The 21,690-nt window shown below is 66.8% G+C and carries 22 protein-coding genes; 9 read left to right on the top strand and 13 right to left on the bottom strand.

The window, feature by feature from the left end; translation table 11 throughout:
- Positions 1–28: 28 nt before the first annotated feature.
- The 3 genes from FS507_RS09570 to FS507_RS09560 form a co-directional block, all read right to left on the bottom strand.
- Entirely contained in the window at positions 29–949 is a 921-nt protein-coding gene (locus tag FS507_RS09570; protein ID WP_145942549.1) for an ABC transporter permease, read from the bottom strand.
- The gene (locus FS507_RS09565) at positions 946–1,674 is read right to left on the bottom strand and encodes an ABC transporter ATP-binding protein (RefSeq protein ID WP_186314631.1); all 729 of its coding nucleotides are present in this window, start codon (positions 1,672–1,674) and stop codon (positions 946–948) included. The genes FS507_RS09570 and FS507_RS09565 overlap by 4 nt, the downstream gene beginning before the upstream one ends.
- 119 nt (positions 1,675–1,793) lie before the next feature.
- Positions 1,794–3,122, bottom strand: coding sequence for an amidohydrolase family protein (locus tag FS507_RS09560; protein WP_145942547.1), 1,329 nt, complete (start codon positions 3,120–3,122; stop codon positions 1,794–1,796).
- A 491-nt stretch (positions 3,123–3,613) separates the two neighbouring features.
- Here FS507_RS09560 and FS507_RS09555 point away from each other — a divergent pair, with 491 nt between their 5' ends.
- The 3 genes from FS507_RS09555 to FS507_RS09545 are packed head-to-tail and all read left to right on the top strand — an operon-like array spanning position 3,614 to position 6,881.
- Positions 3,614–4,555, top strand: a complete 942-nt coding sequence (locus FS507_RS09555) for a PDR/VanB family oxidoreductase (protein ID WP_145942546.1) — start codon at positions 3,614–3,616, stop codon at positions 4,553–4,555.
- A 56-nt stretch (positions 4,556–4,611) separates the two neighbouring features.
- Complete coding sequence (locus FS507_RS09550) at positions 4,612–5,820, top strand: amidohydrolase family protein (protein WP_145942593.1); 1,209 nt, start codon at positions 4,612–4,614, stop codon at positions 5,818–5,820.
- On the top strand, positions 5,817–6,881 hold the full coding sequence (locus tag FS507_RS09545; protein ID WP_145942545.1) for an isopenicillin N synthase family dioxygenase: 1,065 nt from the start codon (positions 5,817–5,819) through the stop codon (positions 6,879–6,881). Before FS507_RS09550 ends, FS507_RS09545 begins: the two co-directional genes overlap by 4 nt.
- A 68-nt stretch (positions 6,882–6,949) precedes the next feature.
- Here the strand turns inward: FS507_RS09545 and FS507_RS09540 are convergent, their stop codons facing one another.
- On the bottom strand, positions 6,950–7,510 hold the full coding sequence (locus FS507_RS09540) for a pyridoxamine 5'-phosphate oxidase family protein (RefSeq protein ID WP_145942544.1): 561 nt from the start codon (positions 7,508–7,510) through the stop codon (positions 6,950–6,952).
- Positions 7,503–8,108 carry a dihydrofolate reductase family protein gene (locus FS507_RS09535; protein ID WP_145942543.1) on the bottom strand — a complete coding sequence of 202 codons (606 nt, stop codon included), beginning with the start codon at positions 8,106–8,108 and terminating at the stop codon, positions 7,503–7,505. The genes FS507_RS09540 and FS507_RS09535 overlap by 8 nt, the downstream gene beginning before the upstream one ends.
- Positions 8,109–8,265: 157 nt before the next feature.
- Here FS507_RS09535 and FS507_RS09530 point away from each other — a divergent pair, with 157 nt between their 5' ends.
- The gene (locus FS507_RS09530) at positions 8,266–8,571 is read left to right on the top strand and encodes a helix-turn-helix domain-containing protein (RefSeq protein ID WP_145942542.1); all 306 of its coding nucleotides are present in this window, start codon (positions 8,266–8,268) and stop codon (positions 8,569–8,571) included.
- On the opposite strand, the gene FS507_RS09525 is transcribed toward FS507_RS09530, so the two are convergent.
- The gene (locus FS507_RS09525; protein ID WP_145942541.1) at positions 8,543–9,148 is read right to left on the bottom strand and encodes a ClpP family protease; all 606 of its coding nucleotides are present in this window, start codon (positions 9,146–9,148) and stop codon (positions 8,543–8,545) included. The genes FS507_RS09530 and FS507_RS09525 overlap by 29 nt on opposite strands.
- Before the next feature lies 1 nt (position 9,149).
- On the bottom strand, positions 9,150–9,782 hold the full coding sequence (locus tag FS507_RS09520; RefSeq protein WP_145942540.1) for a ClpP family protease: 633 nt from the start codon (positions 9,780–9,782) through the stop codon (positions 9,150–9,152).
- A gap of 221 nt (positions 9,783–10,003) precedes the next feature.
- On the opposite strand from FS507_RS09520, the gene FS507_RS09515 reads away from it, so the two are divergent.
- Positions 10,004–11,170, top strand: coding sequence for an acyl-CoA dehydrogenase family protein (locus FS507_RS09515; RefSeq protein ID WP_145942539.1), 1,167 nt, complete (start codon positions 10,004–10,006; stop codon positions 11,168–11,170).
- On the opposite strand, the gene FS507_RS09510 is transcribed toward FS507_RS09515, so the two are convergent.
- The 3 genes from FS507_RS09510 to FS507_RS09500 are packed head-to-tail and all read right to left on the bottom strand — an operon-like array spanning position 11,151 to position 15,165.
- Positions 11,151–12,311, bottom strand: a complete 1,161-nt coding sequence (locus tag FS507_RS09510; RefSeq protein WP_145942538.1) for an N-acetylglucosamine-6-phosphate deacetylase — start codon at positions 12,309–12,311, stop codon at positions 11,151–11,153. The genes FS507_RS09515 and FS507_RS09510 overlap by 20 nt on opposite strands.
- A gap of 2 nt (positions 12,312–12,313) precedes the next feature.
- Positions 12,314–13,099 carry a glucosamine-6-phosphate deaminase gene (gene nagB / locus FS507_RS09505; RefSeq protein ID WP_145942537.1) on the bottom strand — a complete coding sequence of 262 codons (786 nt, stop codon included), beginning with the start codon at positions 13,097–13,099 and terminating at the stop codon, positions 12,314–12,316.
- Positions 13,100–13,107: 8 nt separating this feature from the next.
- On the bottom strand, positions 13,108–15,165 hold the full coding sequence (locus tag FS507_RS09500) for a glucose PTS transporter subunit IIA (RefSeq protein ID WP_440130346.1): 2,058 nt from the start codon (positions 15,163–15,165) through the stop codon (positions 13,108–13,110).
- Between the two features lie 219 nt (positions 15,166–15,384).
- Here FS507_RS09500 and FS507_RS09495 point away from each other — a divergent pair, with 219 nt between their 5' ends.
- A complete protein-coding gene (locus FS507_RS09495; RefSeq protein ID WP_145942536.1) occupies positions 15,385–16,080 on the top strand; it encodes a GntR family transcriptional regulator in 696 nt (231 codons plus the stop codon).
- Between the two features lie 13 nt (positions 16,081–16,093).
- Here FS507_RS09495 and FS507_RS17590 read toward each other — a convergent pair whose 3' ends face one another.
- Both FS507_RS17590 and FS507_RS09490 read right to left on the bottom strand, forming a co-directional pair.
- Positions 16,094–16,270, bottom strand: coding sequence for a hypothetical protein (locus FS507_RS17590; RefSeq protein ID WP_186314629.1), 177 nt, complete (start codon positions 16,268–16,270; stop codon positions 16,094–16,096).
- Positions 16,267–16,983, bottom strand: coding sequence for a TetR/AcrR family transcriptional regulator (locus FS507_RS09490; RefSeq protein WP_145942535.1), 717 nt, complete (start codon positions 16,981–16,983; stop codon positions 16,267–16,269). The genes FS507_RS17590 and FS507_RS09490 overlap by 4 nt, the downstream gene beginning before the upstream one ends.
- Positions 16,984–17,066: 83 nt before the next feature.
- Between FS507_RS09490 and FS507_RS09485 the strand changes: the two genes are divergently transcribed.
- The 3 genes from FS507_RS09485 to FS507_RS09475 all read left to right on the top strand — a co-directional run bounded on the left by FS507_RS09485 (position 17,067) and on the right by FS507_RS09475 (position 20,269).
- Complete coding sequence (locus FS507_RS09485) at positions 17,067–17,822, top strand: SDR family oxidoreductase (RefSeq protein ID WP_145942534.1); 756 nt, start codon at positions 17,067–17,069, stop codon at positions 17,820–17,822.
- Positions 17,823–17,910: 88 nt separating this feature from the next.
- The gene (locus FS507_RS09480; RefSeq protein WP_145942533.1) at positions 17,911–19,173 is read left to right on the top strand and encodes an SLC13 family permease; all 1,263 of its coding nucleotides are present in this window, start codon (positions 17,911–17,913) and stop codon (positions 19,171–19,173) included.
- 19 nt (positions 19,174–19,192) lie between these two features.
- Positions 19,193–20,269 carry a PrpF domain-containing protein gene (locus FS507_RS09475; protein ID WP_186314628.1) on the top strand — a complete coding sequence of 359 codons (1,077 nt, stop codon included), beginning with the start codon at positions 19,193–19,195 and terminating at the stop codon, positions 20,267–20,269.
- An 18-nt stretch (positions 20,270–20,287) separates the two neighbouring features.
- Here FS507_RS09475 and FS507_RS09470 read toward each other — a convergent pair whose 3' ends face one another.
- On the bottom strand, positions 20,288–21,682 hold the full coding sequence (locus FS507_RS09470) for an NAD-dependent succinate-semialdehyde dehydrogenase (RefSeq protein ID WP_145942531.1): 1,395 nt from the start codon (positions 21,680–21,682) through the stop codon (positions 20,288–20,290).
- Between the last annotated feature and the right edge of the window lie 8 nt (positions 21,683–21,690).

The following is a 21,690-nucleotide window of genomic DNA, read 5'->3' as shown; positions in this document are numbered from 1 at the left end:
TCTCGAATGTTCAGGAAGGTCGGGAAAGTTATTTGCTGTACCAGCGGCCGACGACGCGGTTGCCGATCCAGCCGAAGATGAGGAACACGACCACACCGAGCAGGGAGGCGAGGATGATGGCGGCGAAGAGTTCGGGCGACTGCAGGCGGGAGCGGTAGTTGTCGAGCAGGACCCCGATGCCGGGCGTGCCCTGCTTGAAGAAGAAGTCGCCGACGATCGCACCGACGACCGACAGTCCTGCGGAGGTCCGCAGTCCGACGAAGATCGACGGCATGGCGGCAGGCAGTTCGAGTTTGCGCAGGACCGTCAGACGGGACGGGTGGTGCAGGGCGAAGAGATCGCGCATGCCCGGTTCCACGGACTTCAGGCCGAAGAGCGTGTTGGACACCAGCGGGAACAGTGCGATCAGTACACACACGAAGACGCGGGCGGAGAAACCGAACCCGAACCAGAACCCCACCAGCGGCACCAGGGCCAGCACCGGGATGCACTGGAGGAACACCGCGTAGGGGAACAGGGCGGTCTCGGCACGCCGGGACTGGGACATCACGATCGCCCAGGTGACGCCGATCACCACGGCGATGAGCAGACCGGTCAGGGCGACGGTGGTGGTCTGGCCGAGTCCTTGCCACATCTCGGCGGCAGACGGTCCGAACAGTCCCTCGGTGATCACCTCGTGGGGTGGCGGCATCAGGAAGCGTCGGGACTCGTCGAGCAGAAGGTAACTTACCGCGTACCAGGCGGCGATGACCACACCGAAGACGGCGAGGGGCAGGACGATGCCGGCGAAGGGGATCGAGCGCGGCGTCCGGCGCTGTGACGGTGAGGCAGTGGGGGTGGAGCCGGACGTGGCTTGCGCCGATGATGCAGACGCCGCAGACTGCGCCGCCTCCGCAGCAGATCCGGTCGGGGCGTCCTGGGTCTTCTTTTCGGTGGCAGGTGCGGTCATGAGTGGGCCTCCATCAGTGAGTTCGAGACGCGTTCGGTGATTGCGGTGAACTCCGGGGAGAACCGGAGTTTCGGGTCGCGGGGGAAGTCGAAGGGGACGTCCACCTCGTCGACGATGGTTCCGGGGCGTCCGGACATCACGGCCACCTTCGTGGAGATGAACACGGCCTCGTTGACCGAGTGGGTGATGAACAGGCCACCGAAACGCTTCTCGGCGAACAGTTGGGTGAGTTCGACACCGAGCCGTTCACGGGTGATTTCGTCGAGTGCGGCGAAAGGTTCGTCGAAGAGGAAGAGCTCCGGCTCGATGGTGAGGGCGCGTGCCAGGGAGACGCGCATGCGCATACCGCCGGAGAGCTGGTGGGGGAGGTGTCCCTCGAACCCCTCGAGACCGACGGTGGCCAGTGACTCGGAGCACCGCCGCTCGCGGTCGGCCTTCGACAGTCCGTCGAGTTCACCGAGCAGCATCACGTTCTCCCTGACGGTGCGCCACGGAAGCAGCGTGGCGTCCTGGAAGACGTAGGCGACACGGTCGGTGGAGGTGGTCATCACTCCCTCGGTGGAGGTCTCGAGTCCGGAGGCGAGGCGGAGCAGTGTGGATTTGCCGCAGCCGGACGGGCCGACGACGCTGATGAACTCGCCGGGGGTGACGTCGAGGGACACCCTGTGCAGGGCGGTCGTCGCGTCGCTACCGGAGCTGCCGGAGGTGCCGGAGGTGAAAGTCATGCCGGTGTCGTCGAAACTGACCAGCGGTGTGGTTGTGGCGGGGGTCGGGGCGGTCGAAGTGGTCACGGTGTTCTCCTTTTTCGCGGGGTGCGGGGCTGTCAGTCCGGGTCGGATACCGGTCAGACGGACGGCCGGAGGTGGGGGTAGGTGGTCACGGAGGTGGTACGGGCGACGAGTCGTCCGGCCGAGAAGACGACCCGGTCAGACGGTGCCGAGGCGATGAGCGGGACGGCTGAGTCTGTCGAGACTGTCGAGTCAGTCCGCCAGTCGTCCGGGGTGCGGAGACACAGCAGGTCGGCCCTCGCGCCGGATACCGGCCCGGCAGGCGGCAGGCCCATCGCGGCTCGGGCGTCGGTGGTGACCAGCTTGAGTGCCTGGTCAGGGGTCTGGTGGGCGGCGGTGATGAGCAGAGAGGCGGTCTCCAGGGCGTCGGCGCGGCCGGTGGGGTTGAACGGGTCGGCGACGTTGTCGCCGCCCGCGGCCACCCGAACGCCTTTCTCACGCAGGGCGGTCAAGGGCGCGATGCCGCGGGAGCCGGAGACCTGGAGATAGAGGTTGGTGGCGGGCAGGGCGATGACGGGCATGTGCGCGGCACGGAGTTCGACGGCGGTGGTGTCGAGTTCTGACGCGGTCATGCCGGACAGTCGGCAGCAGTGCCCGGCCGCCCGGTCGCGGCCTTCCGGCCATCCGGTGACGCGTTCGGCGTAGTGGTGGATGGTCTGGACACGGGGCGCACCCGAGCTGGTCGGGTCGGCCTCCGTGAACTCGTCGATGTGCAGGTCACAGCCCACGGCGTGGGCCTCGGCGGCGTCGATGAGTGCATCGGTCTGGGCGATCGGATCCTCAGCGAGGTGCGGGGCACCTCCTATGAGGTCGGCGCCGGCATCCAATGCCCCGGCGACCAGCCGGGAAATCCAGGGGTTCGGGGTGGAGGCGGGGATGAGGGCCACGATCTGCAGCGTCATCACCCCGTCCAGTTCCTGGCGTAGCTGGTTGACGGCCCGGATACCGCGGAAGGGGTCTGTGCCGGTCACAGTGTCGGCAACGGGATGAGGGTAGACGTCGACGTGGCTGCGTACCGCGGTGGTTCCGGCGGCGAGCATGCTCAGTGCCGTGCCGCGCGCCCGCGCCAGGATGTCGTCCTGTGAGAAGCGCGCCGCGGCCATCGACCAGGCGTCCACTGCGCCGGGGAGATCCCCGACGGGTGGGTTGACCAGGTCCCAGGAACGTGACTTGTCGAGGTGTGCGTGGGGATCCGCGGTGGCGGGGATGATGCTGTATCCGCACAGGTCGAGCAAGCTTTCTGAGGCGTCGGGGTCATGGGGTCGGATGGCGCCGACAACGGGGCCGTCGAAGGTGATGTCGACGGTCCTCCCGGCGAGCCGGACTCCCGAGACACCGGTCAGTCCGGTGACATCGGTGATGCCGGGTATCTCAGTTGCAGTCATCGTGCCTCCTCTCCGGCTCGGGTCAGGGTGTGACTGCCGCAGAGGGGAGGTCATCGCCGGCTGCAGCAGTCGAAAAAACAGTGATGTGTCTGGTTTCGACATGCAGGACAGAAACTGACGGTGTCGGACGGTGTCTGACGGTGTCTGTCAGTCGGCGGTGTGCAGGAGTGCTCTGTCGTGCCCTGGTCCTGTACCGCGCCGGGCTGGGGCCGGGTAGGGGCAGGGACATCGGTGGTGCACCGCGTGTGGATTCGTCGTGCAGTTACGCAGACTATGGGGCGGGTGTTTCGCCGCTGTTTCCCTCCCGGATCACTTCAGTGACGCCCGTCGCCGCAGAATGCAGGGACGCCGGCACGATGTTTCGGTGTGGTGAAACCTTCGGTTAATTCCCTGGTTTTCGCCGCCTGGACCTGCGCGGACCCCTGTTCGTCGGGCTACTGTGGTCCGCGTACGTGCCGGGCTGGGGTACTCAGACTTCATGGAGGTACCCCGTGACCACCGCTACCGTCACCGCCCGACGCACCCTCACCCCGCGGGTCGACGAGTTCACCCTCGCGCTCCCCGACAACGTCCCGCCGCCGAGGTGGACAGCCGGTTCACACCTCGACATCCATCTGCCCGGCTCAGCCGTCACCCGCCAGTACTCGCTGTGTTTGTCGGGTTCCCCTGACAGCTACGTCATCGCCGTCGACCGGTGCTCCGAGCAGGACGGCGGACGCGGCGGTTCGGCGGCACTGCACCGGGATGCCGTCGTCGGAGCATCAGTGGAGGTCGGGGAGCCGAGGAACCACTTCCCATTGACCCGCGCACTGAACTACGTCTTTATCGCCGGTGGTGTCGGGGTCACCCCGATGCTTTCCCTCGCCGCGGAGGCCGAGAGGTCCGGACGTCCGTGGCGGATGTGGTGTCTGGCACGAACGCCCGAGGACATGCCGTACCTCCCCGAACTCCGGGAGGAGTACGGGGAACGGGTTTCATTCCACGGCTCATCCACGGGACGTCTCGACCTCGCCACTGCGTTGTCTGGTCTGCCGCGTGGTACGGCCGTATATGTCTGTGGGCCCGGGACGCTCGCCGCCGACATCATCGCCGCTGTCGGGGACCAGCCCGCCGTGGATGTCTTCGTCGAACAGTTCACCGCCCCCGACCTCCGGGACGGGACGGTCACGTCATTCGACGTCACCCTCTCCACGAGTGGCGAGACCTTCGCAGTCCCGTCGGACATCTCCCTCCTGGACACCCTGGAGCGCGAGGGGAAGGTGCTCGCCTCGTCCTGCCGCGAGGGAGTCTGCGGCACCTGCGAGATCGGCGTGGTGTCCGGGGAGGTCGACCACCGGGACAACGTGCTGACACCGGAGGAGCGCAGTGAGAATGAGTCGATGATGGTCTGCGTCTCCCGCTGCCGGTCCGGACGGCTGGTGCTTGACCTGTGAGTGCCGTGTTGTTGAAAGATCCACTGACGGGGCCGGACGTGGTGGTGCGGGACGGGATGCTCGGCGGCTCCGGGGACGGTCCTGCGCACGGTGCGGAGGTGGTCGACGTGTCCGGTTGTCTCATCACGCCAGGCCTGGTCAACGCCCATCACCACCTGCTCCAGTCCGCTTTCCGCACCCTGCCGGGGACCCGTGGCGTCCCGATGACGAAATGGCTGACAGCGATGGCGCAGGCGTACCGCGACTACGCGGTGGATCCTGCCCTCGCCAGGGCCGCGGCTGCCGTGGGCCTCGCTGAATCCCTGCTCTGCGGTGTGACCACCGTCGCCGACCACCACCTGACCTGGCCATCCGGTATTGACCCCGTGGAGATGGCTCTGGCTGCTGCGGACACTGCCGTGGAACTCGGGGCACGGTTGTGTTTCGTGCGCGGAACAGCGGGCGACGACCCCGACGCCACGGCAGAATCCGTCCGGGACATCCACCGCGCCTTCGCCGAATTCGACCCGGCCATGTTGCAGCTCGCCGTCGGCCCGTCCGGCGTGCACACCGACGGGCCCGAGACGTTCGCCGCCCTCGCCGAGGCCGCCCGGGACCTCGGCCTGCTGCGGCGCACGCAGGCCAATGAACAGGTCGACGTCGCCGTCGCCGCCGACAAGTACGGACGACGTCCTCTGGAACTGCTCGACGACTGGGGGTGGCTCGAACCGGGTGTGGCCCTCGCGCACCTCTGCGACGTCACACCGGACGAGATCGCCCGCGTCGCAGAGTCCGGGGTCGCCGTCACCCATGCGCCGGGTTGCGACGTTCCCATGGGATGGGGCCTCGCCCCGGTCGCCGACCTGCTGCGTCGGGGCGTGACCGTGGGGTTGGGGACGTCCGGCGGCGGAAGCAACGACGGCGGACACCTCCTCGCCGACGCCCGGCTCGCCGTCCAGGTCTCCGGGCTGACCGGCTCCCCGGTCAGCGCATCCGACGCCCTGGCCATGGCCACCTCAGGTTCGGCAGCCGGGCTGGGACGTCCCGAGCTCGGCGGTCTCGTCCCCGGAACGCCGGCCGACCTGTGCGTCTGGGACATGGGCGACGTCGCCGACGCCGGTGTCCACGATCCCGACGCCGGACTGCTGTGGGCCAGACCCGGACGCCGCCCCCGTGACGTCATGGTGGCCGGACGCTGGGTCGTCCGCGACGGCGTCCTGCTCACCGCAGACTCCCGCAGACTCGCAACACACCTGAACACCATGATCAAGGAGAGAACAGCATGATCCACGTCCCTGTCATTGACATCACACCCTATACCGTCGACGGTACGGCCCGGGAGCGGGAGAGCGTCGCCCGCCAGGTCGACACCGCCGCCCGGGAGGTCGGCTTCATACAGCTCACCGGCCACGGCATCGACCCGGACACCTGGGACGGCCTGGCTGACGCTCTCGACGCCTTCTTCCTGCGCGACCTCGACGTGAAGAAGCGCACCGTCACTCCTCCCGAGATCAACCGCGGCTACTCGCCACCGAAGTCCGAACGGTTGTCCCTGTCACTCGGGGTGGAGTCCGCGACCGGGATGAATGACTTCTTCGAGGCGTTCAATATCGGTACCCAGGCCAGTGACTTCGCCGGCGTCCCCGGCCTCTCGCTGCCCGCGGCCGACTATCCGGAGAATGTGTGGCCGACCGAGACCGACGGTGCCATGGCGGATTTCCGGGCCAACCTGGAACGCTGGTTCACCGCGGCCCAGCACGTCGCCGAGACACTCACCATCATTTTCGAGGATGCACTCGACGTGCCCCGCGGCACGATCACTTCGTTGACCGACCACTCCATCGACGTCCTGCGCACCATCAACTACGCGCTGGATCCCGGCCAGGCCGTGGAGCTCGACGGGGAGCTGACAGGTATGGGTGAGCACACCGACTACGGCATCGTCACCGTCCTGTGGGCCGACCGGGTCGCCGGTCTGCAGGTCCTCGGAGAGGACGGAACGTGGAACGACGTGCTGCCCGAACCCGGCGCCCTGTTGGTCAATCTCGGTGACGTCACCGCCAGGCTGACCAACGACCAGTGGAGGTCGACGCTGCACCGGGTGCGTCCACCGGTGGTCGACGGGACGATCATGCGTCGCCGGTCCGCGGCCTTCTTCCACGACGGCAATGTCGATGCCGTCGTCGGGCCGTTGCCCGGCATGGTCGACGATGAGCATCCCTCGCGCTATGAGCCGATGACCGTGGGCGAGCATGTGGCCCGCAAACTCGGCGGTTCACGCTCGCTGGAGAGCAACTCCTCCGACACCGCCCGTGAGTCGGAGCGGGTGCGTGCATCGAGACGGTGACCGTGCCCGGCCGGTATCCGCTCCGGCTACATTGGGGCCGCAGGGTCCACGATCAAGAGTCCCCGCCCTCAACCGGGAAGGATCTCCGTCTCCCAGCCGTCACTGGTACGCGTGTACCGCACCCGGCGTGACGGCCCCTCGTCGTCCCCCTTCCAGAACAGGTACTCGCGGGGGACCACGGCGAACACGGCCCAGGTCGACGGCGGATCCTGCTCTGCCAGGTCCGGGTTGTCACGGTCGAACTCGGCCCACCGCCGATGCCTCTCCGCCCGGTCCTCCTGCGCCAGGCCGCGGTCATTCAGCCAGGCGAGCAGCTGAAGGTAGCGGGGCTGGCCTGCGTAGACGGCACGTTCAGTCTCCTCGTCTGCGCGGGTGACATCACCGATCGCGGTGACCTGGCGGGATAAGTCGGTGGTCAGCACCGTCAGCGAGGCCTTGCCACCGGCATCGATGTCACGCACTTTCCGTGACCGCGCGTCCGTGTGGAACAGCACTCCGCCGTCGTCCCGGACACCGTTGACGTTGACGGTTCGGGTGCGTGGGTATCCGTCCTCGCCCACCGTGGCCAGGGTCATCAGGGTGGGGGAGTCGTCGAGATGGTCTGTGAAGAGTCGGGCGGGGTCAGTCATGGAGCCTCTCGTTGTCTGTATTATCTGTGTTTTCTGTATATTCGGTGTTTTTCACGTCGTACTTCAGCTGCACCATCCCGTTGCTGAAGCTCTGTGTGGAGCGCAGCGACAGGGACAGCGACAGGTCAAGCAGCATGGACAGGCCTCCTCCGACGGTGACGGGGCAGACCAGCATGTGGATCTGGTCGACGAGTCCGAGCCGCAGCGCCTCGGCGGCGAGGGTCGGTCCGTCCACGGTCAGGTCGCCGTCAGCCTCCTTGAGCCGGCGAATGTCGGCAGCGCGGAACTCGCGTTCCAGGCGGGTGTGCCGTGTCCACACCTCCGGCAGTGTGGTGGAGTAGACGATTTTCTGTGCCTCGCACCAGATCTTCGCCCATGCGGCTGATTCATCCGACTGGGCGGCGGCGTCCGGATCGGTCTCCCAGACGTGCATCATCTCGTACGTACGTCGGCCGTACAGGTAGGTGCGTACAGCGGCGGTGTCGGCGTTGATGACGGAAAGCACCTCCTCATCCGGTACCGCCCAGTCGAAGTTGCCGTCCCGGTCGGCGACATAGCCGTCGACCGAGACGAGCATTGAATAGATCAGCTGGCCCATGGTGTGCCTCTCCGGTGTGGTGTGCCCATAGCCTACGTCCGATCCTGGCCTGGGTTACCGGATCCGGTGTCCGCCGGCCGCGGAGAGCAGATTCGGTAACCCACCCCAGGATCGCGCAGGTGCGGCGGCGGGCGAGGGCCCGCCGTAGGATGGCGCCATGGACGCCGAGCACAACACCGACAACACCGTGGTCCCCTTTCGCCTCCGCAGAGAGCCCGCGACGCTCTGGCGCGAGGTGCTCGGGGAGGAGATCCGGCGCCAGCGCACCGCTCGGCATGACCGGCTCAGGGATACCGCGGAGCGGGCCGGTATCTCCCCGCAGTACCTCTCGGAGCTGGAACGGGGCATGAAGGACCCGTCCTCCGAGGTGCTGGAGGCCGTCGCGGGGGCACTGGGGAAGTCGTCGTTCGAGCTGGTGCGGTCGGCGGCGGCTCCTAGTGGGCCGGTGCTTCTCGCTGCGTGAGGATCCGGTCGACCACGCCGTAGTCGACTGCGGCGTCCGGGGTGAGGACGAGCTGGCGTTCGGTGTCGTCGCGGACCTGTTCCGGGGTCCGACCGCAGTGCCGTGCGAGGATGCTCTCCTGCAGCCGCCGGATCCGTTCCATTTCCTCGGCCTCGATGATCAGGTCGGGGATCGTGCCGCGGCCACCTTCGGCCGCCGGTGCGGTGAGGACGACCCGACCGTTGTGCAGGATCGACCGGTGTCCCGGGGTGCCGCCGGCGAGGAGCAGTGCCGCGGAGGCGACGGCCTGTCCGACGCAGGTGGTCTCCACCCGGGGACGGATGAACTGCATGCAGTCGTAGATCGCCATCGTCGCGGACTGTGATCCGCCGGGAGAGTTGATGTACAGGGAGACGGGTGCGTCGGGGTTGTCGCTTTCCAGGTGGAGCAGCTGGGCGATGACCGTGTTGGAGACGCCGTCGTCGACCGGTGTGCCGAGGTAGATGATGCGTTCGTCGAGCAGCCGGCTGTAGATGTCGACGGTCTTCTCGCCGCTCGGCGTCGACGTGGTGACGTAGGGGATCGGGTAGCTGGTCATGTCAGTTCACCCCCAGGCCGAGTGTCGTGCGCCGGGTCGTCAGTCCGTCCGGGCCGGTGATCAGGGTGAGGTCGTCGGTGACCCGGTCGATGAAACCGTAGTCCTTCGCTTCTTCGGCGGTGAACCAGCGGTCGCGGAGGGAGTCGCGGGTGACTTTGTCGAGGGGTTGGCCGGTGTCGTCGGCGATGCAGGTCAGGACGGTGTCGCGGGTGTGCCGCATGTCGGCGGCCTGGATCTCGATGTCCTGTGCGGAGCCTCCGATGCCGCCGGAGCCCTGGTGCAGCAGCACCTTGGCGTGCGGTAGGGCGAAACGTTTACCGGGGGTTCCGGCGGAGAGCAGGAATTGCCCGGCGCTGTAGGCCATGCCGATGTTCACGGTGGCGACGTCATTGGGGATGCCGCGCATGGTGTCGCGTATGGCGAGCATGCCGGGGACGGAGCCGCCGGGGGAGTTGATGAGCAGGACGATGTCCGCCGTGGCGTCGCGGGAGGCGAGGAGCAGCAGGGAGGTGCACAGGCGGTTGGAGGTGTCCTGTTCCAGGGCGTCACCGAGGACGACGACGCGACGTTCATAGAGGTCGCGGTAGATCTCCTGGTCCAGAATGCGGGTGGGGTCCGGGTTGTTCTCTGACATGGTGACCACACTGCGCACGACCGCGGCGCCGGGCAATGGCCTGCTGCCGACAGCGGATCCGCTGTGAGCGGATCGCCGTCCGTGGGAGCGTGCCGAAAGCGGTCCGTCACTGCCGAGGCATGGTCGGATCCGGTACGCCCGCATGACCGCACGTGGGCAGTGCGGCGTCACGGGGTTCTATGATGAATACTACTGAGTATTTGTTATGGAGAGGAACGACGATGACAGCAGCAGGTGCAGTAGACGCCGATGACTTCAAGGACATTCTCGACGCGGTGCGCGACTTCGTCCACGACCGGGTCATCCCCCTGGAAGAGCAGATCGAGCAGGACGACCGGATACCCGATGAACTCATCGCCGACTCCCGTCAGATGGGCCTGTTCGGCTGGGCCATCCCTGAGGAGTACGGCGGGCTAGGTCTCGACCCGGTGCAGGACGTGCAGCTGGCCATGGAGCTCGGATACACCACCCCGGCGTTCCGCTCCCTCTTCGGCACGAACAACGGCATCGCCGGCCAGGTGCTGGTCAACTACGGTACCGAGGAGCAGAAACAGGCGTGGCTGCCGAAGCTCGCCTCCGGCGAGGTCGTAGCCTCCTTCGCCCTGACCGAGGACGGTGCGGGATCCGACCCGGGAGGGATGCGCACCACCGCAGTGAAGGAAGGCTCGACCTACCGGATCAACGGGTCGAAACGCTTCATCACGAACGCCCAGTTGTCGCAGGTGCTGGTCGTCTTCGCCCGGACGGACCCGTCCGCCAGCGGGACAAAAGGGATCTCGGCGTTCCTCGTGGACACCGACGCGCCCGGCGTGACCGTAGGCCCGCATGACCGGAAGATGGGCCAGGAAGGCGCCTGGACCAGTGAGCTGTTCTTCGACGACGTCGTGGTCGACGCCGACCGACTGATCGGTGGGCAGGAGGAGGGAGGATTCCGGGCGGCGATGGCGTCCCTGGCGAAGGGCCGGCTGCACATCTCCGCGATCTGTGTGGGCCAGGCCCAGCGCATTCTCGACGAATCGGTGCAGCATGCCGCGACCGCCACCCAGGGTGGGCAGCCCATCGGGACATTCCAGCTGGTCCAGGGGATGATCGGGGAGTCCTACGCCGAACTCCGTGCCGCCCGGGCACTCGCCCTGGACGCCGCCCGCGACTACCGCGACGGCACCGACCGCAAGCTCGGCCCGTCGGCGTCGAAGCTCTACGCCAGTGAGATGCTCGGCCGGGTCGCCGACCGGGGCGTCCAGATCCACGGCGGCATGGGGTACATGCGCACCGTGCCGGTGGAACGATTCTACCGGGCCGCCCGCCTGTTCCGGATCTACGAGGGAACCAGCGAGGTCCAGAAGCTGGTGCTGGCCCGCCAGTTGCTCAAGAACGCGGGGAAATGACCTCTCCACCCCGGAGAACGGTGGTGACCTGCAGACCGGCGTCCAGGACGACCACGTCCGCGCGTCCCCCGACACGCAGGCCCACGGTGGGGAAGCCCACTGTCCGCGCCGGGTTCACCGAGGTCTGACGGACCGCCTGCAGCAGTGCTGCGTCGGGACCCGCGCAACTGTGGCGGACGGCGAACCGGAAGAGCTGGTCCATGGTGGCGGTACTGCCGGCGATCGTGTCGGTGCCCGCCACGTGTGCGACGCCGCCGGACACGTCGACGCCGAGTGTGCCGAGCCGGTAGCTGCCGTCGGGCATGCCGGCGGCGGCCATGGCATCGGTGACGAGAGTGACCCGGTCTGGTCCGACGAGGTCACAGACGCCACGGTAGAGCGAGGGGTGCAGGTGCACCCCGTCGCCGATCATCTCCACGGTGACCCGCGGGTCTTCGACCAGCGCGGTGACGGGCCCGGGCTCTCGGTGGTGGACCGGGCGCATCGCGTTGAACAGGTGGGTGCCCACCCGTGCGCCGGCGTCAATGGCGGAGAGCGTCTGCTCGTAGGAGGCGTCGGTGTGTCCGACGGCGGCGACCGCACCGGCGTCGACGACCTGCCGGACGGCGTCCAGAGCCCCGTCCAGTTCCGGGGCGAGGGTGACCATGCGCACGGTACCGCGGGCGGTGTCGAGGACCCGGCGGAGCTCCCCGGCGTCCGGATGCCCGGGCTGACGCAGTGCCGTGGGGTCGTGTGCGCCCTTCTTCGACGGTGCCAGCCACGGCCCTTCGAGGTGGATGCCACCGACCAGACCGTCGCGGACGTGCCCGGACAGCACGTCGACCTCGCGGAGCAGTTCCCCGGGGTGGGCGGAGACCAGGGAGGCCATGATCGTGGTCGTCCCGTGGGCGGCGTGCATCGCGACGGCGGTCGCGGTCTCCTCGTCGGTGGCGACGGGGAATGCGCCGCCGCCACCACCGTGGACGTGCATGTCGACGAACCCGGGGACGACGGTTGCCGCGCCGAACGCCAGGTCACCGTCTGTGGTGGGCCGCGGCGGCTCGCCCCGGCCGAGAGCGGTGACGGTGCCGCCGGTGATCTCCATCCAACCGGGACGTAGCACCTCCTCACCGGTGACCAGGACGTCCGCGGTGACGAGCACGCTCACAACCCCTGCCAGACGGGCTTGGCGGCGTAGGTCTGGCGGTAGTAGTTCGCCAGTTGGAGGCGTCCTGCGGCCGCCTCGTCGACCAGGACGGAGACGTGCGGGTGGTGCTGCAGGATCGTCGCCGGCCACAGGGCGCTGACGCCGCCTTCCGCCAGCTGGTGGACGGCCTCGGCCTTGTTCTGCCCGGTGGCGACGAGCACGATGTGGCGCGCCTCCATGATGGTCCCGAGCCCCTGGGTGAGGCACTGGGTGGGGACCTGGTCGAGATCGTCGTCGAAGAAGCGGGCGTTGTCGATGCGGGTCTGGCGGGTCAGGGTCTTGATGCGGGTGCGGGAGGCCAGGGAGGAACCAGGTTCATTGAAGGCGATGTGGCCGTCGGTGCCGATGCCCAGGATCTGCAGGTCCACCCCGCCCGCGGCGCGGATGGCGTCCTCGTAGCTCTGGCAGGCGGCTGGAATGTCGGTCGCCAGGCCGTTGGGGCCCTGGACGGACCCGGGCTCGAAGTCGACCCGTGAGGTGAACTCCTTGTGGATGACGTTGGCGTACCGCTCAGGGTGCCCGGCGTCGAGACCGACGTACTCGTCGAGGGTGAATGCCCGGGCTCTGGCGAAGGAGATCTCCCCGGCGTCGTTGCGTGCGGCGAGGTTGTCGTAGATCGGCAGAGGGGAGGAACCGGTCGCGAGGCCGAGGACGGCGTCGGGCGTGCGGTCGATCAGTGCGGTCACGGCGTCTGCGGCGAGCTCGCCGGCGGCGTCGGCGTCCGGGAGGATGACGATTTCCATGGGAGTCCCTACTTCTTCTTCTTGGTGACGGTGAACAGCGGGCGCATCGAGGACACCGGGGCGGGGGTGTCGGCGAGCTCGTCGACGGTGGCGCCGCGGGCGTCCATGACGACGACGGGCACGACGGTGGGGTACCCGGTCGCGGCGACGGCGGCGACGTCGTAGGTGATGATCGGCTGTCCGGCGACGACACGGTCGCCCTTGGCGGCGTGGGCGGTGAACCCCTCACCCTTGAGCTTCACGGTGTCGAGACCGAGGTGGACGAGGACGGCGGTCTTGTCGTCGGTCATGATCGCGTAGGCGTGCGGCAGCAGCTGCATGAGCTTGCCGGAGACCGGCGCGACGGCCTCGACAATGTCGGCGCTGCCGGCACTGCCGGCGGGCTCGATGGCCAGACCCGGGCCGACGGTGCCGGCGGCGAAGGTCTTGTCCGGGACCTCGGACAGGGCGACGGTGCGGCCCTGGATCGGCGCACGCACCAGGGTGGGTTCGGGGAGCGTGTCGGCCTCTTCGGTCTCGGCGGCGGTCTCCTGTTCGACCGGTGCGACGACGGGCTCGGTGACCGGTGCGGGGGACTCTGCGGGGACAGGCCCGGCGAGTGCGGCCTTGATCTCGTCCTTCAGGACGTCCGACTGGGTGCCGAAGACGGCCTGGACGTTGTTGCCGACCTCCATGACACCGGCTGCGCCGAGGGACTGCAGCGCACCCTTGTCGACGGCGTCCTTGTCGGCGACCTCCATGCGTAGGCGGGTGATGCAGGCGTCCACGCCGACGAGGTTGTCCCGGCCACCGAAAGCGGCGATGAGCTGTTCGGCACGCTCGGAGCCGGCAGAGGTTCCGTCCGACGACTGGGAGGCTTCGGACGCCTCGAACTCCTCGTCCGGTGCACGGCCCGGCGTGCGCAGGTTCCACCGCGTGATCGCGAACCGGAACATCACGTAGTACAGCACGGCGAAGATGAGCCCCTGGACGACCAGCAACGGAATGTTGTGTGCGGCCGGGGCCGTGCCGTAGAGCAGCAGGTCGATCAGCCCGGCGGAGAAGGAGAAGCCCAGGTGCACGTCCAGGACGTTGGCCACCGCCAGGGAGAGTCCGGTGAGCACGGCATGGATGATGTACAGCGGGAAGGCCAGGAACATGAAGGCGAACTCGAGGGGTTCCGTCACGCCGGTGAGGAAGGCGGTCAGGCCGGCGGCGGAGAAGATGCCGACGGCGACCTTCTTCTGCCGCGGCTTGGCGACGTGGATCATTGCCAGGGCGGCGGCGGGCAGGCCGAACATGAGGATCGGGTAGAAGCCGGAGGTCAGCGTACCGGCGGAGGGATCGCCGGCGGCGAACCGGCTGAGTTCACCGGTGACCAGGCCGTTCGCTCCCTCGTAGTCGCCGTAGATGAACCAGATGAAGGTGTTGAGGATGTGGTGCAGGCCCAGCGGGATCAGCATGCGGTTGGCGAAACCGTAGACGAAGGCACCCAGGGCCCCGGAACCGGCGATGAACTCACCGACGGAGGTTAGTCCGCTGTTGAACAGCGGATACACGTAGGCCATCGCGAAGCTGACGAACAGCACCGTCAGGGAGACGACGATGGGCACGAAGCGGCGGCCGCCGAAGAACCCGAGGTAGGGCGGGAGTTCGATGTCGTGGTACTTGTCGAATAGCCATGCGGTGATCAGGCCGACGATGATTCCGCCGAAGACGCTGTAGTCGATCATCGCCTGGTCACCGGCCGCATCCTCGACACCTTCGAGGACGACGGGGGACATGGTGTCGAACACCGAGGTCATCACCAGGTAGCCGGCGACGGCCGCGAGGGCGGTGGAGCCGTCGGCCTTCTTCGCGAAGCCGATGGCCACACCGACGGCGAAGAGGATGGCCAGGTTGCCGAAGAGTCCGTCGCCGGCGGCGCTCATTGAGTCGAAGAACGGCCCGATCACGGGGATGTCGGTGCCGCCGAGCAGGTCGTCCTGCCCCAGGCGGAGCAGGATACCGGCTGCCGGGAGCAGCGCGATGGGCAGCATGAGGCTCTTGCCGAGCCGTTGCAGTTGGGCGAATCCGGGAATGCGCACGCCCTTGCGCTTCTTCCCGGCGGCAGGCTCTGCCGGATCGGGAGCTGGTGTGGTGGCTGGGGTGGTCACGGGAGACTCCTCGCGTCAGGGGGTGTCCGGGGCTGTGGAGGGCAGCTCTGGACCAGTACCGATAATATTGGACTAGACCAATTAACTGTGTCAAGGGTCACGTTGGACCGATGATTGTTTGGTCTACACCAATACAGCTACGGTGTACCCATGAAGGTGCCCAAGTACTACCTGGTCAAGAACCAGATCCTCGAGCTCATCGCCGGTCTTGAACCCGGGGCTGCGGTACCCACCGAGCGTGAACTCGCCGGGCATTTCTCCACGTCGCGGACGACTGTGCGGCAGGCGATCGCTGAACTTGTCGCTGACGGACGCCTTGAGCGGACACAGGGGCGCGGAACCTTCGTGGCCTCCCCGAAAATGCTGCTGCTCCCTCAGGTGTCGTTCTCCAGCAATGCGGTGTCCCAGGGGTGGCGTCCGGGACGGGTGATCGTGTCCGCACGCTGCGAGGAGGCGTCCGAGACCGTGCGGGAGAACCTGCAGCTTGACGCAGGCTCCGTGATTACCCGCTTCGAGGTGCTGCGCACGGTGGACGGCGAACCGCTGGCGCACGAGATTGTGCATCTGCCGGGCGACCTCACGGAGCTGACCGAACGACTGGAGGCCCAGGACTCGCTGTACCGGATGCTGGCCGACGAGTACGGCATGGGGATCGTGGAGGTCGAGGACGTGGTGGAGACGATCCCATGCAATCCGGTGCGTGCAGACCTGCTGGGGGTCACGACCGGCCTGCCTCTGCTCCTGGTCCATCGCACCGGGTTCGGTGAGGGAGACCGCCCGGTGGAGTGGACCGAGTCAGCGTTTCGCGGCGACCGCTACCGGTTCGTCTCGCGGCGGAGGCTGTAGGGCGACTGGTGTGTCAGTCCTTCCGGGTCATCCGGTTGGCGCGGAGTTTGGCGAAAATCCCGATGACCATCAGCAGCAGACCGGCGGCGAGGAATCGGTCGGGTAGGACGCTGAGGACTCCGAGCAGGACGATGACCAGCCCAACGAGCTCAGCAGTCCAGGCGATGATGTTCACGGTGCCGGGGTTCATGGGGTTTCTCCTCGGGTGGTGGGGACGTTCTCTTTCAGGCGCTGAAGCCATTCCTGCAGCAACCGGGTTTCGGCGGTGCCGAGGATGCCTGGGTGAGCGGCGGCGAGTTCCGCTGCCGTGGAGAGAGCACGGCTGTCCAGGTCGTCGACTCGGGCGCCGGTACCGGTGATTGCGCTGATGACTCCCTCGCGGACAGATGCCGAGAGGGACGGATTCGGAGCGCCCTGGATGATCTGGCGGAGAGTGACGCCGATGTTCGTCGCCAGGATATGCGCCTTGGCTTGTTCCGGAGAAACAGTTAGTCGCCCCTGTTCTGCGGCCTGTGTTGTCAGTCCAAGCAGGATCTCGTCGGGGCGGGACTGGGCCGCCGGCGCGTGGCCGGGCTGGACTTTGCCGTACATCAGGGCATAGAAGCCTGGATTCGCCAGGCCGAAGTCGACGTGAGCGTCCCATCCGGTGCGGATGTCCTGAATCGGATCACCGGACCATTCCATGGACTGTTTCTCTGAGATGTACATGTCGAAGCCGTGCTCGACGACGGCATCGACGAGTCCCTGCTTGGAACCGAAGAAATGGTAAGCGGTGGGAAGTTTGACGCCTACGACCTCGCACACCGCTCGCAATGAGAAGTCTTCGCCAGGGGAGCGTGCGATCATGTCCGCGGCTGCGGCGATCAACTTTTCCCTCGTGCCTGTCGACATGTCCTTGCTCATGCTGCTACGGTAGCGCACATATCATCGATATATGAACACATGTCGGCGATATGTAACCTCTGTACACGACACAGGAAGGCACCATGACTGAACGCACGCTAAAGGGAAAGAACGTCCTGATCGCCGGTGGCGGCAAGAACCTCGGAGGTCTGGTGGCACGCCAGTCCGCCGCTGCCGGTGCGAACGTCGTGATCCACTACAACTCCGACAGCTCGCGTGACGAGGCCGAGGCCACCCTCGCGGCCGTTGAGGCCGAAGGCGTCCAGGGCGCGGTCCTGCAGGCGGACCTGACCTCCCCGGAGAACGTCGCCGCACTCTTCAAGGAAGCGGAGAAGGCCGTCGGGCGGATCGACGTCGCAGTGAACACTGCCGGGAAGGTCCTGCGGAAACCTATTGTCGACACCACCGAGGACGAGTACGACTCGATGTTCGACATCAACGCCAAGGCCGCCTACTTCTTCCTCAAGGAGGCGGGTCGCCACCTCGCTGACGACGGCAAGATCATCACTGTGGTCACTGCCCTGCTGGCCGCCTTCACCGACGGGTACTCCACCTACGCCGGTGGGAAGTCGCCGGTGGAGCACTTCACCCGTGCGGCCTCCAAGGAGTTCGCCGACCGTGGTATCTCGGTGAACGCCGTGGCGCCGGGGCCGATGGACACGCCCTTCTTCTACGGTCAGGAGACGCCGGAACGGGTTGAGTTCCATAAATCCCAGGCCATGGGGAACCAGCTCACCCAGATCGAGGACATCGCACCGATCATCAGGTTCCTGGCCACTGAAGGCTGGTGGATCACCGGGCAGACGATCTTCGCCAACGGTGGCTACACCACGCGGTGACCGGTTTGCTGTCACCTGTTCAAAATAGTAAGGCTAGTTATGTAATCTAGCCGCTGATGCGGTGTGCCGTCCGTCCGTAGGAGCCTGAGTGACCATTCCGCAGACGTTGTCCCTGGTGTTGTTGATCGTCGTACTGGCGTTGGCGGTATGGAAGAAGGTCAACATCGGAACCCTGTCGCTGGGGGCGGCTTTCGTGCTGGTGCTGGTCGCCGGGGTGGACCCGGACGAGATGTACGGTGCGTTCCCCGCCAGCCTCGTGGTACTGATCATCGGGGTCTCGCTCATGTTCAGCCACCTCCAGCTCAGTGGCGCCGTCCACTGGGTGATCGACGGTGCATTCCGCGTCGTCGGTGACCGCAAGGTGCTGATTCCGTGGGTGGGATTCGTGTTGGGTGGGTTTCTGTCCACGGTCGGGGTGTTCGGGACGGGGCCCGTGGCTGTCCTTGTGCCGCTCGTCGCGTTCATTTCCGTGAGCTACAAGGGCACCTACCTGATCAACGCATTGGGTGTGATCATGGGGTCGATCGGGCTCGGCATGTCCCCGTTGAACCCGACCGGGGCCACGGTCAGCCAGCTCGCGGCAGATGCCGGGGTCACATACTCTGAGTGGGGTTTGTGGCTGGTGGCGGTTGTCGTGACCGCAGTCGCGCTCGCTGTGCTCCAGGTTGTCTTTACTGCCCTGGGGAAAAGGGGGAGACTGCTTATCGAGCCTCAGGCCGCTCAGGTCGAGGAGGGGCAGAACTCCGGGGGAGTGGAGAACAGGATCTACGCTGTCAGCTCCCTCGTGGGGCTGGCAGTTTTCGTCGTCTGCGTCGTCGTATTCGGCCTGGACGTCGGCCTCACGTCCATGGCTGTCGCTGCCGTACTTCAACTGGTCTTCCGCCCGGCCCAGAAGGAGATGTTCAATCAGGTTCCGTGGGGTGCCGTTCTGCTGATCGGTGGTCTGCTCACGTACCTGGGGCTGTTGCGGTCCGTGGGGACGATTGACGCGGTCCAGGACGCCATTGGTGGCGCCGCCTCCGGTGTGCTGCTGCTGTTGGCGTTGGCCTATCTCACCGCACTGCTGTGCAATGTGGAATCCTCGGCTCTCGGTGTGTTGAGTATGACGATGCCTCTGGTGTTCGGGTTCTTCGCCGGTTCGCCGTCAATCTTCTGGATCGTGGCGGCGGTCGCGGTCCCCTCCGGCCTCATGGTCATGAACCCGATTCATATCGCCGGCACGCTGGTGGTGGGCAATGCAGAGGAAGAGCGGCAGAATGACGTCTTCAGGATCTTCATGGTCACCTCCCTCGGTATGACGGCGGTGGCCCCGGGAGTACTGAGCCTTATCCCGCTGGTCACCGGGCTGTGATTCGTGGAGGATGAGGACCATGGCATATGAGATTCCCGTGTCGGTGATCCGTGGTGGTACCAGTCGTGGAGTGTTCCTCCGTCTGCGCGACCTGCCGAGGGACAGCAGGGCCCGCGACGCCCTGTGCGTGGGCTTGACCGGTAGTCCCGACCCCCTGGCCGTTGACGGGCTGGGTGGCGGGGCATCCTCGAACTCGAAGGTGATGGCCGTCGGTCTTCCGGATGACCTGGTCGGCCTGCCGTGGAACGGCTCCTGCCTCGGGGACGTGGACCTTGTCACCGTCTTCGCCCAGCCCGCACCCACGTCCACCACCGTGGATTGGACGGGGAACTGCGGAAACCTGAGCGCAGCGGTGAGCACCTTTGCGTTGGACGAAGGACTGGTTGAACGTCGCGGTGACCGTGCGTCGCTGCGGGTGTGGAACGCCAACACCGGGGCGGTCTTCATGGTGGAACATGCGCTGGAGGACGGGAAGGTCCCTCGCTGTGGTGACTACGAGATGTCCGGCGCCGGGCGTCCAGGCCCCCGTATTGACCTGAGTTTCCTGGAACCAGGGGGTGAGACAACCGGGGCGGTGCTACCGCTGGGTCCCGTCACGGCTCTCACCGGCGGAGTACACGTGACCGCGGTGGACGTCACGAACCCCCTGGTCATCGTCGATGCCCACGAGGCCGGGGTGGATGTCGGGCTCACCCGGGACGAACTCAATGCGGATGCCGGGTTGTTGGAACGGCTCGAACTCCTCCGGCGGGACGCAGGCCAGCGCATGGGGATACCGGACAGTGCCGCCGTACCCAGGGTTGCGTGTGTGGCACGGGGCACGGACGGTGCCGACGTGGATGTGCGTGTGACCTCGATGGGGGTCTTCCATCACGCGGTTCCGGTGACGGTGGCTCTCGCCCTCGGATCCGCAGCGGCGTTGACAGGTACGGTCATGGATACCGTCCTGCCGGCTGTGACTGAGGGTGAGACCACCATCCGGCACCCCAAGGGGACCGTGACGGTCCTGGCGGAGACGTCAGACGGGGCACTGGTGTCTGCCGGGGTCGCCCGCACCGCACGGATCATCATGAAGGGGACGGCCCATCTGCCGTAGCAGGTGGGACACGGGGGCCTACTTCTTCACGGAGAACAGCCGCTTGTTGACGAACTCGTCCATGCCCAGCGGCCCGAGCTCGCGGCCGTAACCGGAGCGCTTCACCCCGCCGAACGGCATTTCCTCGGTCTCCGGCGGGGCCTGGTTGACGCCCACCATACCGGCCTGGAGTCCTTCCGCGAACTTCTCGGCACGGCCTTCTTCGGTGGCGAAGACGGAGGAGCCCAGGCCGTACTGGGTGTCATTGGCCAGCTGGAGAGCCTCCTCATCGGAGGAGACCTTGTACACCTGTACCACCGGGCCGAAGAACTCCTCGTAGTAGATGTCGGAGCCCACCGGAATGTCGGTGACCACCGCCGGTGAGACGAAGAACCCGTCGGCGTGCTCGCCGCCGAGACGCTCGCCACCGGTGCGCAGCGTCGCGCCCGAATCCACTGCTGTCTTGATCTGCGAGACGATCTTGTCTGCGGCTCCCTCGGAGGACATCGGGCCGAACGACTCGAGGACGTTGTCCACCTTCGTGGGATCGGACGGTTTCAGTGCTCCGATGATGTGCACGGCCTCGTCAACGAACTCGTCGTAGATGTCCTCATGCACGATGATGCGCTTGTTGGAGTTGCACGCCTGGCCCGTGTTCTCCAGCCGGACCTCCAGCGCGTTACGCGCGGCGGCACGGAGGTCGTCGCTGGAGAGGATCACGTACGGGTCAGAGCCGCCGAGCTCCAGCACCGCCTTCTTCAACGCCGAACCGGCCTGCGCGGCGATCGCGGCACCGGCGCGCTCGGAACCGGTGAGTGAGACACCCTGGACGCGGGGGTCCTCGATGATGGTGGAGATCTGGTCGTGGGTGGCGAAGACATTGGTGTACACGCCCTCAGGCACACCGGCTTCCTCCATGATCTTCTCGATGGCCAGGGCGGACTCCGGCACGCTCTCGGCGTGCTTCAGCAGGATGGTGTTGCCCAGCATCAGGTTCGGCGCGGCGAACCGGGCGACCTGGTAGTAGGGGTAGTTCCAGGGCATGATGCCCAGCAGTGTGCCCACCGGACGGCGCTGCACGACGCTCCGGGACTCGGCGCTGTCCTCGATCACCAGGTCCTCGGTGAGTTTCGCGGCGTTGTCGGCGTAGTAGCGGAAGATGTCGCCGCTGAACTCCGCTTCGCCGGGGGCTTCGGCGACGGGCTTGCCCATCTCGCGGGTGATGATCGCGCCGAGTTCCTTCTGACGTTCGGCGAACAGGTCGGCGACGCGGCGGACGATCTCGGCGCGTTCCTCGATGCTGGTCGCGCCCCAGGATGCTGCGGCGCTGTGCGCGTTGTCCAGGGCCGCGCTGATCTCGGCGTCGGTGGCGTGCTTGTGGTCGGACAGGACCGTGCCGGTGGCGACGTCGATGCTGCGGTAGGCGTTACTCATGGTGTTCT

The organism is Corynebacterium glyciniphilum AJ 3170, from assembly GCF_007673095.1.
GTDB lineage: Bacteria > Actinomycetota > Actinomycetes > Mycobacteriales > Mycobacteriaceae > Corynebacterium.
This window is presented reverse-complemented; position numbering and strand designations above follow the sequence as displayed.